Here is a 13,654-nt window from a genome sequence, read left to right as displayed (position 1 = left end):
GGCGGATGCGGCTTGGCGTTAGTGCAGGCGGGCCAAAAAAAACAGCGGCCCGAAGGCCGCTGTTTTTGATGTTGACGTGACCTGTTACCCGACCAGGCCACTCGATCCAGTCACCTGGCGATCAGTGATCGCCACGCGGCTTGTTGCTGTCGTCATCCTGCGCCTGCTCGGCTTGGTCCGATGGCGCAACCGGCTTGACTGCTTCGGACACAACTACCGTCGGCTTCGGCTTGTCTGCCTGCGAGGGCTGCGCTACTGCACGGGCTGCCGGAGCCTCGCTGGCCGAGGAGACTGCTGGCGCAGCATCGTTCGGGCCCAACGCATCAAGCATGGTGGTCTGTACCGGAGCATACGGCTTTCGCACGGGCGTGGTCTCTGCCCCTGGGCTTGCCTGCACAACCGTCGAGGTCGTTGCCACCTCGGCCGATGGCGCCTGCGAAGCAGATTGCTCGGCGTGCGGCGACGTGACCGTGACTACTGCGACCTGCGACGCGGGCGCACCTGCCGCAGGTGCCGGTAAGTCGTCAGCAGGCGTTGCAGGCGCCGTCTGCACCGGCGCTGCTTGCACCGACGGCGTTGCCACGTCCGCCGACGCATCGCGCCGCTGCTGGTCGGCCTTCGCGGCCTCGGCCTCGGCCTCGGCGGCAGGTGCAGGCGCATCTGCCGGCGCAGGCTGGTGCTGGCCGCCTGTCGCCGCATCGTTGGTCACAGGCGATGCAACAGCCAGTGCCGAAGCCGTGGCAGCAGACATCGGTGCCGTCCCGGCGGCGGGAGTCACCGCAGGTGCCGACGTGGAGGCTACAGGTGCGGAGGCTGCAACCGGGGCCGGGGCAGCGGATGCCTGCTGACCGACCGGCGCGGGGCGCTGGTCTGCAGCCTGCGATGTCGCGCTATCGGTGCTGACGGCAGTCGACGCTGTCGCAGCAAGCGCAGGCTTGGCAGGTGTGTCCGTCGCAACGGCGGGCGCAGCAGGGCGATCCTGAGCGGTGTCAGCCTTGGCAACAGGTTTTGCTGCTGGCGATTGCGATGCCGGCACGGCATTGGAAACCGGCGCGGTGGTCGAGGCTGTATCACTGCCGAGCTGTGGCTCTGCACGCTCCTTGGGAACCGGACGCGGCTTGGCGGTTGCCTGGGCTGCGGGTTCCGGCTTGGCGCGCACGGCCGGTGCCGGTGCGTCATCGTCGAAATCGAACTCCGGCTGGCCGGCGCGCGGTGCACTCGAAACATGCGCATGAGCACCGGCGTCGTCGCCTTCGCTGTCGCCATCGAGATCGCTGTCGGCATCGCTGTCCAGATCGTCGCCTTCCAGGCCATCGACGCTGGCACCGCCTTCTCCGTTGGCACCGGCGCCACGACGACGACGACGGCCACCACGACGACCGCGGCGGCGACGGCTTCCGCCTTCGCCATTGGCAGCATCGTCGCCCGCGGCATCCTGGGCCGGTACAGTCGCATTCGCGTCGGCACCGCGATCAGCGGTGGATTCGGTCACGGTGACATCGACCGGATGCGCCTGGACCGCTTCATTCGCGTTGGTCTGCGCGTTGGTGGGTGCAGCGGTATCGGCAATGGCGGACACCACGCTCGACGTGGTTGCCGTTGCGGCAGTGGAGGTCAGGGTCTGCGCCGCTGCCGTGCCCTCATCCTGGCGGGCCGGACGCGGCTGCCGCTCGGCTGGGGCGCCGTCCTGCTGTGCAGGCGCACGTGGCGGACGTGGGCTCTGGTTCTGCGGCTTGGACTTCTGCTGCTGCGGCTGCTGCTTTGGCGCCTGCGTTTCATTGCGCGGCGGCTTTGGCGCCTGCACGTGCTGCGGTGCCTGTGCGCCGTTCTGCGCGCCCTGGCCGTTGGCAGGCTGACGGCGTTCATCGCGGCGTTCCTTGTTGGCGCCGTTGCCGTTGCCACCATTGCCGCGTTGCTGGTTGCCACCGTTACCACCGCTGCGGGCATCGCGACCATCGCGGCGCTGACCGCCACGCTCGCCGCGTTCGCTGCGGGTGTTGCGGCCGGCATCGTTCTGGCGCGGACGGGGGGCCGACTCCGGGGCCGGGGCAACGGGCTCGACGCCGCCGAAGATCCGCTTCAGCCAGCCCACCACGCCGGTGGTGACCGGTGCCGGAATGGGCACGGTCACCACCGGCGCCGGCGCCGCGACAGGCGCGACCGGGGCAGGGGCCTCTTCGCGCACCGGTGCCGGTTGGCTCGGCTTGATCGACGTGACCGCCGGCGCTGCGGGAATATTCAACTGCGCCTTGGTCAGCGCATGCACCGGCAGCTTGCGCGGGGTGCCGCGCTGGTAGCTCGGCTTGCCACTTTCTTCGCCCAGTTCGTTCTCGCGCAGGCGCGTGACTTCGTAGTGCGGGGTATGCAGTTGCTCGTCGGCGACGATGATGATCGGCGACTCATGGCGCTGCTCGATTTCACGCAGCGCGCTGCGCTTTTCGTTGAGCAGGTAGTTGGCGATTTCCACCGGGGCCTGGACCAGCACCTGCCCGGTGTTTTCCTTCATGGCGTGCTCTTCGGCCACGCGGATGATCGACAGCGACAGCGACTCGACACTGCGCATGCGGCCATGGCCGTCGCAACGCGGGCACACGATCTGGCTGGATTCGCCCAGGCTCGGACGCAGGCGCTGGCGGCTCATTTCCATCAGGCCGAAGCGCGAGATACGGCCAAGCTGCACGCGTGCGCGGTCGTACTTGAGCGCGTTCTGCAGCCTGTTTTCGACTTCGCGCTGGTGTTTGGACGAGGCCATGTCGATGAAGTCGATGACCACCAGGCCACCCAGGTCACGCAAGCGCAACTGGCGTGCAACTTCTTCGGCCGCTTCCAGATTGGTCTGGAACGCGGTTTCTTCGATATCGCTGCCCTTGGTGGCGCGCGAGGAGTTCACGTCGACGGCCGTCAGCGCTTCGGTCTGGTCCACCACGATCGAGCCGCCCGAGGGCAGGCGCACGTTGCGCTCATAGGCGCCTTCGATCTGCGATTCGATCTGGAAGCGATTGAACAGCGGGATATCGTCGGTGTAGTGCTTGAGCTTGCGCAGGCTCTGCGGCATCACCTGCTTCATGAACTCCTGGGCGTCGGCGTACAGCTCCGGCGTATCGACCAGGATTTCGCCGACGTCGGCGCGCAGGTAGTCGCGCAGGGCGCGGATGATCAGGCGCGATTCCTGGTAGATCAGGAACGCCGCCGGCTTGCTCAGCGCAGCTTCGGCGATCGCCTTCCAGGTCTGCAGCAGGTAATCCAGATCCCACTGCAGTTCTTCGGCATCACGGCCGACACCGGCGGTGCGGATGATCACGCCCATGTCGTCGGGGATATCGAGCTTGTCCAGCGCTTCCTTCAGCGCGGCGCGGTCTTCGCCCTCGATGCGGCGCGAAACGCCACCGGCGCTCGGCGAATTGGGCATCAGCACCATGTAACGGCCGGCCAGCGAGATGAACGTGGTCAGGGCAGCGCCCTTGTTGCCACGCTCTTCCTTGTCGACCTGCACCACGATTTCCTGGCCTTCGCGCAGCAATTCGCGAATGGTCGCCTTGTTATGGTCGACGCCGGCCTGGAAATAGTCGCGGGAAATTTCCTTCAGCGGCAGGAAGCCATGACGCTCGGCGCCATAGTCCACGAACGCCGCTTCCAGGGAAGGCTCGAGCCGGGTGATGCGGCCCTTATAGATGTTGGACTTCTTTTGTTCCTTGGACGGCTGTTCGATGTCGATGTCGTACAGGGTCTGGCCGTCCACAATCGCCACGCGCAGCTCTTCGGCCTGCGTTGCGTTGATCAGCATTCGCTTCATTGTTGCGTTCCTCACGCGCTCTACCGCGCGGAACGCCGTGACGTTTCGCCTCTGGAACAGCTTGTCGGCCCTTCGCGCAACGCGCGGACAGGCCTGACCAGAGTTTCCAGCGCTGCAACACCACGGCAGGCCGCGGGAGCGCTTGTTTAAGTTTTATAGGTGTTTCAGGGCCGGCAGCCGCGTCCGGAAACACCGGGGCAGCGCACGGGACATGTTCAGCGCAGCGGTCAAAAACCGCCGGCGATGGCCGGGTAGGCCGGTGAGCCGCTAACATGGCCGCCCCGGGGGCGGTGGTCGCGCACTGTGCCGGAATCATCGGAAGTCAGGCTTCTGGCCAATCAACTTCCAACAAAATCAAACCCTTATCTCGCTCGCCGAGTGTAACAGAATTAAAGAGCCGGATGACCGACCCCCAGCCCCCCAAGCCACCGGCCGACCGCGTCGGCGTGCGCATTCTCAAAGTTCCGGAAGACCGTGCTGGGCAGCGGCTGGATAATTTCCTGCTTGGCCAGCTCAAGGGGGCTCCACGCAGCCTGATCTACAAGCTGGTCCGCAGCGGCCAGGTGCGGGTCAACGGCGGGCGGGCCAAGGCCGAGCGCAAGCTGGAGGGCGGCGAAGAAGTGCGGATTCCGCCGGTGCGCATCAATGAAGAGGGCGACAAGGCGGCGCCACCGTCGTCGTTCATGGCCCGGCTGGAGGCGGCGATCGTCTTCGAGGACGCGCGCCTGCTCGCCCTGAACAAGCCATCCGGGGTTGCCAGCCACGGCGGTAGCGGGATCAGCTTCGGCGCCATCGAAACCCTGCGGGCGCTGCGGCCGAACCAGAGCCTGGAACTGGTGCACCGGCTCGATCGCGATACGTCCGGCCTCTTGATCGTGGCCAAGAAACGCTCGGCGCTGACCGAGCTGCAGGCCTTGATGCGTGAAGACGACCGCGTCGACGGGCGCGGCATCACCAAGCGCTACCTGACCCTGCTGGTGGGCCGCATGCCCGACGGCGTGATGAGCGTGGACGCGCCGCTGCACATCGGACTGCGCCAGGGAGGCGAGCGGCATGTGCAGGTGAATGCGATCGGCAAGCCGTCGCTGAGCCATTTCAAATTGCTGGAACGGCGCGGCGGGCATTCCTATTGCGAAGTGCGCATCGAGACCGGTCGCACCCATCAGATTCGCGTACATGCCCAGCACCTGGGGCACCCGGTGGCCGGCGACGATAAATACGGTGAGGCGGACGTCAACAAGCGTCTACGCGACCAGCTTGGTTTGAAGCGGCTGTTCCTGCATGCCGCATCGCTGGAATTCGCACTGGATGCAGGCAAGACACCGTACGTGTTGAGCGCGCCGCTGGCGCCAGAGCTGGCCGAGGCGCTGGACCAGCTCGGTCGCTGACGCAGCCATGGCGGCTGCGCCAGCGCGCTGGCTCAGCCCTCGTGGCGGTGGTCGTGATGCTGCGGCTGCGCCGACGGATGCGGGCGCTGCTGGTGCATATCGGCCTGGTGTGTCGGAGCGGCACGCGGTGGGGCGAAGGACGCCATCCGCTGCATGTGCTGCTGCGGCTCTGCCTTCATGACCGGGCGCGGTTCGTCACGCGGGCGCGACTGCTGCGCATGTTCGGCCCGCGGCAATGCTGCGGACGCAAACTGCTGATGGGGCGGCAGCTGTCGTTGCGCTTGCACGGGCGGCTTCCATTGCGCAGATTGGGATTGCGCTCGGAACTGGCTGTCGCGGGCGTCGCGGCTGGCGAATGCATCGCGCGGCGGCATGCCAGCATGTGCGCGGCTGGCTGCAGCAGCAGCTGCCTGCTCCTGCGCTGTCCGCGGCTCTGCGCGTGCCTGCGCCATATGCTGCGGTGCGGCCTGCAAGTCATTCACCCGTGCAGGCGTTGCAGCCGATGCGAATGCCGGTGCTTGCACGCGCGGTGAACGCGGTGCGGAGGTCACTGGCTGCATCGGGTGGGCAGCAGTTGTCAGGGGCGCAGCATGCGGCGAAGGCGATGCGTTCAGCGCGACCGGGCGCCCTGGCTGCAGCATCTGCGCATTGAAATGCGGTGTGGCCAGATGCGCATAGTCGGGCGCACGATGCGGCTGGGCAGGCGAGGGCGCTGGCGTGGTGGCTCCTGCAAAGGCACCAAGCCCACGCGCGCCGGCGACTGCTGCAGGTAGAGCGGCCGCCTGCGCTGCGTGGAAGCTGGCTGGGGAGATCCCGGCCACAGGCGCAGAGATCGAAGCGGACCAATGGCGCTGATCCTGATTCACATACGCGCGCGAATCGATATAGGTATTTCGGTTGTTGATGATGGTGGTGCGCGGGGCATAGACATGGTTCTGGTAGACCACGTAATGCGGTGCGGCCGGCGGCGCGTTCCAGTCCACGCCCCAGCTGTTCCAGCCCCAGCGGTGCCAGGCAGGCGCCGGCTCGGCCCAGCCGAACCAGCCGTGGTGGTGCTCGAGCGCGCCGCCCACCAATACGCCGACGCCGAACGACACCAGGCCGGTGGTGACGACGTCGCCTTCGTCGTACCAGCGGACCGGGCGGTAGCGATACTCCCGATAGACATCGACCGGCGTGCCGTAGACCACGCCGGGGTCGTAGCGCGGGACGTACACCACGTCCGGTTGCGCCGGTTCGATGGTGATCACCTGCGAGGGCGGCGGGATGCGGCCCTCATCTAAAATGGGCGTCACCACCACATGGCGCGCCACCTGCACTTGCTGTTGCGGCGTACTGCGCAGATGGCCGCTGGCCTGGGCGCGTTGGCGCATGATCTGCACCGCGTTGAGCACATCGTTGGGGTCGTGGGCATAGGCATCGCCGAGCGCACGCGTCCAATCCAGATTGCCGGCCAGTTGGGCCACCACATCGGGAAAGGCGGTCAGTGCCTTGATGCTCGGATCCCACGATTGCGACACCGTGGCCTGGGCGCGATCGGCAGCGCTCAAGCCACTATTGCTGCGTAGCCATTCCTGTGCGGTGACCACCTGATCGGGATAGACCGATGCCGCCAGCGTTTGCGCCAGCAACTTATCTGGGAACAGGGCAATCGGCGCAACCAGTTGGTAGAGCTGGTCTGCCGTGGGCGGCGTGTAAGCCGGCGCTGCGATCGCGCTGGGAGGCGGCGGAGGCTCGGCTGCAGCCGGCGCGGGTGCGTCCGTGCGTTGACACCCGCCGAGTGCAATCGTAGCGGTGGATGCGATCGACAGCGCCAAGGCAAGGCGCCCTTGTGACCATGTGCGTTGCATACGGCACCTCGCTGTGTGTGCGTTGATGACGCGCGTACCATGCGCCGGCTTGAGTGTCTGGAACCTTTCTAAAACTTGGCTTCAGTCAACCAGGCGCGACGGTGTTCAGCAAACGTGCGGGAAACCGCATGCCGACGAAGATGCACTGCGACGCGCGCTTGAGTTCAGGCAGGCGGCGCGCATCGGTTTGTCATTCAAAAGCCAGCGATGGCATTGCTGAAGAAGGCTTGCAGCCGCGCACGCGGCAGAGCTTGCGGTCAGGTCATCACGAGCTGCCAGCGCACGACGCGCTTCACGGCGTTGCGAAACGGAACAACACCAGGCTGATCGCCAGCGTACCCATGCCCGAAACTAGGCCATACACAGTCTCGTGACCCTGGGCGTAGCGCTTGGCAGCCGGCAGTAACTCGTCCAGTGCCAGAAACACCATGACCCCGGAGATCAGCCCGAACACGGTGCCGAAGACCGCATCCGAGAGCACGCTGGCCAAGGCCAGATATCCGATGCCCGCACCGATCGGTTCGGCCAACCCGCTGAGCAGGCTGGCGCCCACCGCATAGAACTTGTTGCGCGTGGCGAAATACACCGGCACCGCGATCGCGATGCCTTCGGGAATATTGTGGATGGCGATCGCGAACGCCAGCGGCATGCCGACCGCCGGGCTTTCAAGCGTAGCGAAGAAAGTCGCCAATCCTTCCGGGAAATTGTGCGCGGTGATCGCGACGGCGGTCATCAGGCCGACCCGGCGGATATAGGCGCGGTTGTCTTCGCGAAAGTGCGGATCGTCGCTGGACAAACTCTGGTGCGGATTCGGCACCAGGCGGTCGATCACCATGATCAGCAGCACGCCGCCAAGAAAGGTCAGTGTGCCGAAGGTAAAGCCGAGCTTGTCGTTGTAGGCCTGGGAAAACGCGGCGATCGACTTGTTGAGGATCTCGGTGAGCGATACGTACACCATGGCGCCGCCGGCGAAGGCCAGGCCGAATGCCAACAGCCGCGGGTTGGGCTTTTTGGCAAACACCACCATGAGGCTGCCGAGCCCGGTTGCCAGCCCGGCCGCCAGCGTGACCGCAAGCGCGATCCAGAGATTGTGCGATGACACTGCAAGCATGTGGCGCGACGTCCTGGGGAAATGAAGAACTTCCTGGAGAGAGCGTGGCAACCGTAGCTCGCCAGATACCCATGCCCCTCCGCGGAAGCAGGATGGCCATGCCGCGATGACGAAGACGTCGTGTTGAAGACGAAAAGTAACGCATCCGCGCCAGCGTCAGACGCAGACAAAACACGCGCGCGCGAACAGGGCGCTGTTGCCCATGCATGGGTGTCGGTGCGCTTGTGTCGTGCAGAAACAAGGCGCCACCGACCTGCGCGGTCCTCAGCCGCCGCGGCGTGCGCGCTCCTCGATGGCGAAACATTCGTTCGGACGCGGCACCGGCGGCTTGAACGAGACCGGCACCTGGATGGTCTGCGCCACGGCCTGGCCATTGCGGGTGGCGGCCTTGAATTGCCACTCGCGCACGCGCGTCTGGGCCGCTTCGTCGAGTACGGGCTGGCCACTGCTCTGGGCCACCGAGACGTCGGTCGGCGAGCCTTGGGGGCCGACCACGACCCGCAGCACGGTGGTACCGCCGACGCCGGCGCAAGCCAGCTGCGGCGAATATTCCGGCGGAGGCGTCTTCACGGCAGCCAGCTCGGTGGGCGCGACGGTGGGCGCGGCAGCCTGCTGGGGCGACTTGCCGCAACCGCCAAGGCCGGTGGCGACGATGAGGCCGGCGAGCGCAGCGCGATACATGTTCATGCAGTGATTCCCTGGTCGTAGAGCTGCGCGGTCTTGGCCGCGCAGATGAAGTCGTTTTCGCTCAGCCCGCCCACGTCATGGGTGGAATAGCGCACCACCACGCGGTCGTAATGCACGCCCAGGTCGGGGTGGTGGTCTTCGCGGTGGGCGATCCAGGCCAGCGCATTCACGAAGGCCAGGGTGCGGTAATAGTCGGTGAAGCGGAACGTGCGCGTAAGCGCCATGCCGGCCTCGGCCAGCTCCCAGCCAGGCACCTGCGGCAGCAGCTCGGCCAGGCGCGCTTCGCCCAGCTTGTGGTCGCTGCCCTTGCGGGGGAGGCAATGGGCCTGCTCCAGGGGAATCAGATCGGTCATGACGGTCTCGCAGGGGTGGCGGACGGCGCGCCCGCCAGGATCACGGTGTTCCATGAGCGAGGGCGCTTTGAGCGGTAGAATAACCCGCATGATCCAGATATCCGACAAAGCCCAGACCTATTTCCGCAAGCTCATCGAACGCGAGGGCGTGCCCGGCATGGGCGTGCGCCTGAGCGCGGTGGACGCGGGCACCCCACGCGCCGATGCCCGGCTTGAGTTTGCCGAACCGGCGGACCTGAGCGGTGACGAATGGGCAATCGACTGCGACGGTTTCACCTTGTATGTGGTCGCTGCCAGTGTGCCGTGGATGGATGGGGCCGAGATCGACTACGTCACCCAGTCCACCGGCAACCAGCAACTCACCATCAAGGCGCCCAAGATCAAGGGCGAAGCGCCTGCAGAGTCGGCTTCGATGGTCGAGCGGGTGCGCTGGGTGGTGGAAAACGAGATCAACCCGCAGCTGGCATCGCATGGCGGGCGCGTGGCCGTGCAGGAAGTCTCCGCCGACGGCGTGGTGTTGCTGCGCTTCGGCGGCGGTTGCCACGGCTGCGGCATGGCCGACGTGACCTTGAAGCAGGGCATCGAAAAGACCTTGATGGGGCGCGTGCCCGGCGTGATTGCGGTGCGCGACGCGACCGACCACGCCACCGGCGACGCCCCCTACATTCCGCGCGACAGCGCGGCCTGATTCCGCACCACCGGTGACAACGGCTGCCGATCTGCTGCAGGCACTGCGCGCGCGCATGCCCGGCAAGCTGATTCTGGATCGGCGCACCGGCCTTCCGTATGGCTGGGGTATCTGGATGGGCAACCGCAAGCACGCGGCTGCGCCATTCAACGATGACCATGTCATGGATGTGCTGTTGGCGCGTGGGCAACCGGCTCGGCGCGATGTGGCCGGCGTTTCCCTGCTGTCGCCCTTCCAGGCATTCCGCAGCCTGTGGTGGCAGCACTGGGACCCGCGGCCGAAGGATCAGCGCCGGCAGCACTGGCTGGCGGTGCTTGGCAGTTTTCTCATCCACCTCGGTTTTATTGCGCTGCTCATCTGGGTGGTCACCGTGCGCTGGGCGCCTGACGAAACCAAACCCGGCGAGGAGTCGCGGGTGCGCATGACCTTGATTGGCGATGGGGCTGAAGTGCAGGGCGGCGGGGAAGGTCAACCTACGTCCGAGGCATCGACGCAGGCGGCGGCAACTGCGGCGTCTTCGCCGGCGCACGCAGGTGTATCGGCGGCGGAAAGCGAACCGGCTGCATCGCCAACACCGATGCCAGCGCAGCCAGCGACCGACCCTGTGGAACGCCCCGACATGGCCCAAGCACCGGAAAATGCGCCGGAACCGGTGCAAGCTGCCAGCGAACCCATCACCGCGGAGATTCCGCAGGTGACGGTGCAGGTGCCGCCGGTGACGATCGAATCGCCGCTGCAGGTCACCGAAACCCCGGTCGCCACCAACGACTTTGTCGTCCCACCGCCGCCAACCATCACGCTGACGCCGCGTGCAATCGAGCGGGCGGCACCGCAGGTCCAGGTGCGTCAACGCGACATCCAGACGGTGACCGAGCGCCCGCAGGTGCGCGAACTGCAACGTCCGGCCACTGATGTGGCGGTGCGCTCTGCCACGGCCCCAGCGGTGCGCGAGCGCGACATCGTCATCCCCGAGCGCCCGCAAATCGCCGCGCCGGCTGCACGCCTGCGTGAGATCTCGCCGACGGTGCGCATGCCTGAGGTCGCGGTGCGTCCGGCAGAGCTGCCGAACGTACCGGATCCGGCGCCTGCGCCAGTGGCGGCGGCACCTGTCGTGCCAGCGACGCCTGCGACTCCCGACCCGCGGCCGGCACCCGTGGCGGCACCATCTGCGCAGGCAGCCGCACAACCTGCACCGTCGCAGGCCAGTCCTGCCCAGTCCGAGCGTTCCAGCAGCGCGGCCGCCGCTGCATCGATGCCTGCCAAGCCAGCCGCCAGCAGTCATGCCGGCCCGGCGCCTGCCGATCGCAGCGGCGGGTGGGATGTGGCCGCCAACGCCGACGACTGGAGCAAATCCGACCGCAATCGGCAAGGCGACACGACAGGTGGCAACGCCCAGCGCAACGGCATGTTCAATGCAGATGGCAGCGTCAAGGTGGCCAGCGGGGCGGGCGATGCCGGCAAGGGTGCCGGTGACCGCGGGCCACCGGGCAGCGAGACCGATACCTGGACCCGCGACCAGATTGCGCAGGGCGGTACCTGGCTTAAACATCCGCCGTACGGCTATACGCCGACATCGCTGGACAAATACTGGATGCCGAACCAGACGCTGCTGCAGGAGTGGGTGCGGCGCGGCCTGAAGAAGATCGAGATTCCGATTCCTGGCACGACCACCAAGATCAGCTGCGTGGTGTCCCTCCTGCAACTGGGCGGCGGTTGCGGCCTGAGCGATCCCAATCTCAACGATCAACCGGCAACCGCACGCCCGCCGCCGGACGTGCCGTTCAAGCGTGAGTTGCAGGAAGACAAGGGCGCGCTGCCCCGCAACGGCGGGTAAGTGAGACGCGCGCTGACGTGTGGCGATGTCTGCCTGAGTGCAGAGATCGGCCCTGCGCCCCACATGAGCATGCCGGGCAACTGCATGCGGCATCGATCGATCGTGAGAAGAGGGCGGCAGTCATCGCGATGGCGTTTGTGCCGACGTGATGGCGCCTGCAACCGGTCGGCAGGCGCCTCGAAGGCGCGATGCAGTTTTCGGGCGTCGAGCGCGTGTCAGCGAGGACGTTTCGTCTTCAGCTGGCCTGCAGCGCTGAGCAGCCCCAGTGCCCACTCCACGCGGTCTGCCGCGGAGTCGACCAGGCGTGCCGGGTGTTCTCCCAGCAGCGCACGGAGTTGATGCGGCGCAAACACCAGATCGACGAATTGGCTTGCCAACGCAGAGGGATCGGCGGGTTGATCCGGGCCATCGAGGATCGCCTTGCGCACGCGTTGCAGCCCGCCTTCCCAGCCGATGCGGTTGACTTCCGCAGCAAGCTCCGGCGCCCGGATGGAAGTGCCGACGACCAAGCGCATCATCGCCACGGTTTGCGCCTGCAACGCATGCGCAAGTATTGCTCGACCTGCGAGCCTTAGCCGAGCCTCAAGATCCAGCGGGGCGCTGCTGGCGGCTGGCAGGGGCTGGGTCTGCACATCACGGCGAATCACTGCCTCGAAAATGGCGTCTTTGTTGGCATAGCGGGCGTAAAGGCTGGCCTTGCCCGCACCTGCCAGTCGCGCGATGTCCTCGCACGAGGTGTGCTCGAAGCCACGCTCCAGGAAGAGCTGTAAAGCCGCATCGAGGAGGCGCCGATCGACATCGCCGGCTTTATCGGGTGGCGGCCTGCCGCCTTTGGATTTTTGCTTGACTGCCTTCATCGGCGAAAAGCTACACGCCGCTTGTGTTTTCAACAACTGAACGATATCGTTCAGTTGTTCGCTGCACGATCGCTTCCGCCAGCGCAACGCATGACAGCCGAGGTAATAGGGCGCCAGTGCCTCCCTGTTGCATCGGCTGCCCGCCCCTTGGGCACACCAACCATCAAGCGAGAAGCACGTGAATACACAGACCAGTTCGCAGATTGTTGTCGCAGGTGCCACCGGCGATCTGGGTTACCGGATCGCGGCTGCACTCAAGGATCAGGGCGCGGCAGTGGTTGCACTGGTGCGGCACGGTGCAGGACAGAGCCGCGTTACGGCGTTGGAAGGGCGGGGCGTCCAGGTTCGACGCGTTGAGTTCGACGACGCCGAGCGGCTACGCGACGCGATCATGGGGGCGGACTGCGTTGTTTGCGCACTCAACGGCTTGGAAGAGGTGATGTTGGGTCAACAGGGAAAGCTGTTGCGTGCAGCGGTTTCTGCGGGCATTCCTCGCTTCATCCCATCCGATTTCTCGCTGGACTACACGAAGACGCGGCCAGGCGACAATCGCAATCTGGACCTGCGGCGCCGCTTCAGAGACCAGCTGGATGCCACCCCCATTTCGGCCACATCCGTGCTGTGTGGCGGCTTTCTGGAATTGCTTGAGGGCAGTGCGCGCCTGGTCTTACCGGGCCGCCGCGTCCTGCATTTTGGCGACGCAAACCAGAAACTCGATTTCACTGCCAAAGACGATGTCGCCAGCTACACCGCCGCGGCAGCGCTGGATCCGCAGTCTCCACGCGATCTGCGCATTGCCGGCAACAGCATTTCGCCACACGACATCGCACGTCTGCTCACCGAGCTCACGGGCGAGCGATATCGCATGCTCAGGCCAGGCGGACTCGGCACGATGTCGGCCATCATCCGTGTCGTGCGTGCACTGACGCCGACCAGCGATGACCCGTTCCCACCCTGGCAGGGCATGCAATACCTGCGCGACATGATGAGTGGACGCGGCAAGTTGTTCCCTCTGGACAATGATCGTTACGGCGCGCGCGCGTGGCAGTCGGCCCGCCAGACCTTGGCGCACACCTACGCACCGGAGGCTTGA

General features: G+C 66.1%; 10 protein-coding genes. 4 read left to right on the top strand and 6 right to left on the bottom strand.

Annotated elements, in window-relative coordinates:
• Nucleotides 1-121: 121 nt before the first annotated feature.
• On the bottom strand, nucleotides 122-3,784 hold the full coding sequence (locus tag ACCQ03_RS07790) for a ribonuclease E/G (RefSeq protein WP_209226749.1): 3,663 nt from the start codon (nucleotides 3,782-3,784) through the stop codon (nucleotides 122-124).
• A gap of 410 nt (nucleotides 3,785-4,194) precedes the next feature.
• Here ACCQ03_RS07790 and ACCQ03_RS07785 point away from each other — a divergent pair, with 410 nt between their 5' ends.
• Nucleotides 4,195-5,181, top strand: a complete 987-nt coding sequence (locus ACCQ03_RS07785) for an RluA family pseudouridine synthase (RefSeq protein ID WP_057679747.1) — start codon at nucleotides 4,195-4,197, stop codon at nucleotides 5,179-5,181.
• Between the two features lie 32 nt (nucleotides 5,182-5,213).
• Here ACCQ03_RS07785 and ACCQ03_RS07780 read toward each other — a convergent pair whose 3' ends face one another.
• From ACCQ03_RS07780 to ACCQ03_RS07765, 4 genes are all read right to left on the bottom strand, one after another.
• Nucleotides 5,214-7,031: a DUF3300 domain-containing protein gene (locus ACCQ03_RS07780; protein WP_057679746.1), complete on the bottom strand. Its 1,818-nt coding sequence runs from the start codon at nucleotides 7,029-7,031 to the stop codon at nucleotides 5,214-5,216.
• 292 nt (nucleotides 7,032-7,323) lie between these two features.
• A complete protein-coding gene (zupT, locus tag ACCQ03_RS07775) occupies nucleotides 7,324-8,142 on the bottom strand; it encodes a zinc transporter ZupT (protein ID WP_039574590.1) in 819 nt (272 codons plus the stop codon).
• Between the two features lie 264 nt (nucleotides 8,143-8,406).
• Entirely contained in the window at nucleotides 8,407-8,829 is a 423-nt protein-coding gene (locus ACCQ03_RS07770; protein WP_017156632.1) for an energy transducer TonB, read from the bottom strand.
• A complete protein-coding gene (locus ACCQ03_RS07765; RefSeq protein WP_017156633.1) occupies nucleotides 8,826-9,182 on the bottom strand; it encodes a 4a-hydroxytetrahydrobiopterin dehydratase in 357 nt (118 codons plus the stop codon). Before ACCQ03_RS07765 ends, ACCQ03_RS07770 begins: the two co-directional genes overlap by 4 nt.
• A gap of 88 nt (nucleotides 9,183-9,270) precedes the next feature.
• Between ACCQ03_RS07765 and ACCQ03_RS07760 the strand changes: the two genes are divergently transcribed.
• Nucleotides 9,271-9,870 carry an NfuA family Fe-S biogenesis protein gene (locus tag ACCQ03_RS07760; protein ID WP_011408965.1) on the top strand — a complete coding sequence of 200 codons (600 nt, stop codon included), beginning with the start codon at nucleotides 9,271-9,273 and terminating at the stop codon, nucleotides 9,868-9,870.
• 13 nt (nucleotides 9,871-9,883) lie between these two features.
• Nucleotides 9,884-11,704 (top strand): transmembrane repetitive protein, encoded by a 1,821-nt coding sequence (locus ACCQ03_RS07755; protein ID WP_209226735.1) that lies wholly within the window; start codon nucleotides 9,884-9,886, stop codon nucleotides 11,702-11,704.
• Between the two features lie 215 nt (nucleotides 11,705-11,919).
• Here ACCQ03_RS07755 and ACCQ03_RS07750 read toward each other — a convergent pair whose 3' ends face one another.
• Nucleotides 11,920-12,561, bottom strand: a complete 642-nt coding sequence (locus tag ACCQ03_RS07750; RefSeq protein WP_209226732.1) for a TetR/AcrR family transcriptional regulator — start codon at nucleotides 12,559-12,561, stop codon at nucleotides 11,920-11,922.
• A 178-nt stretch (nucleotides 12,562-12,739) separates the two neighbouring features.
• On the opposite strand from ACCQ03_RS07750, the gene ACCQ03_RS07745 reads away from it, so the two are divergent.
• The gene (locus ACCQ03_RS07745) at nucleotides 12,740-13,654 is read left to right on the top strand and encodes an NmrA family NAD(P)-binding protein (RefSeq protein ID WP_209226748.1); all 915 of its coding nucleotides are present in this window, start codon (nucleotides 12,740-12,742) and stop codon (nucleotides 13,652-13,654) included.

This window comes from Xanthomonas sp. NCPPB 3569 (assembly GCF_041475645.2).
Classification (GTDB): Bacteria; Pseudomonadota; Gammaproteobacteria; order Xanthomonadales; family Xanthomonadaceae; genus Xanthomonas; species Xanthomonas phaseoli.
Note: the sequence above shows the minus strand (reverse complement) of the source record. Positions and strands in the feature narration are given on the sequence as shown.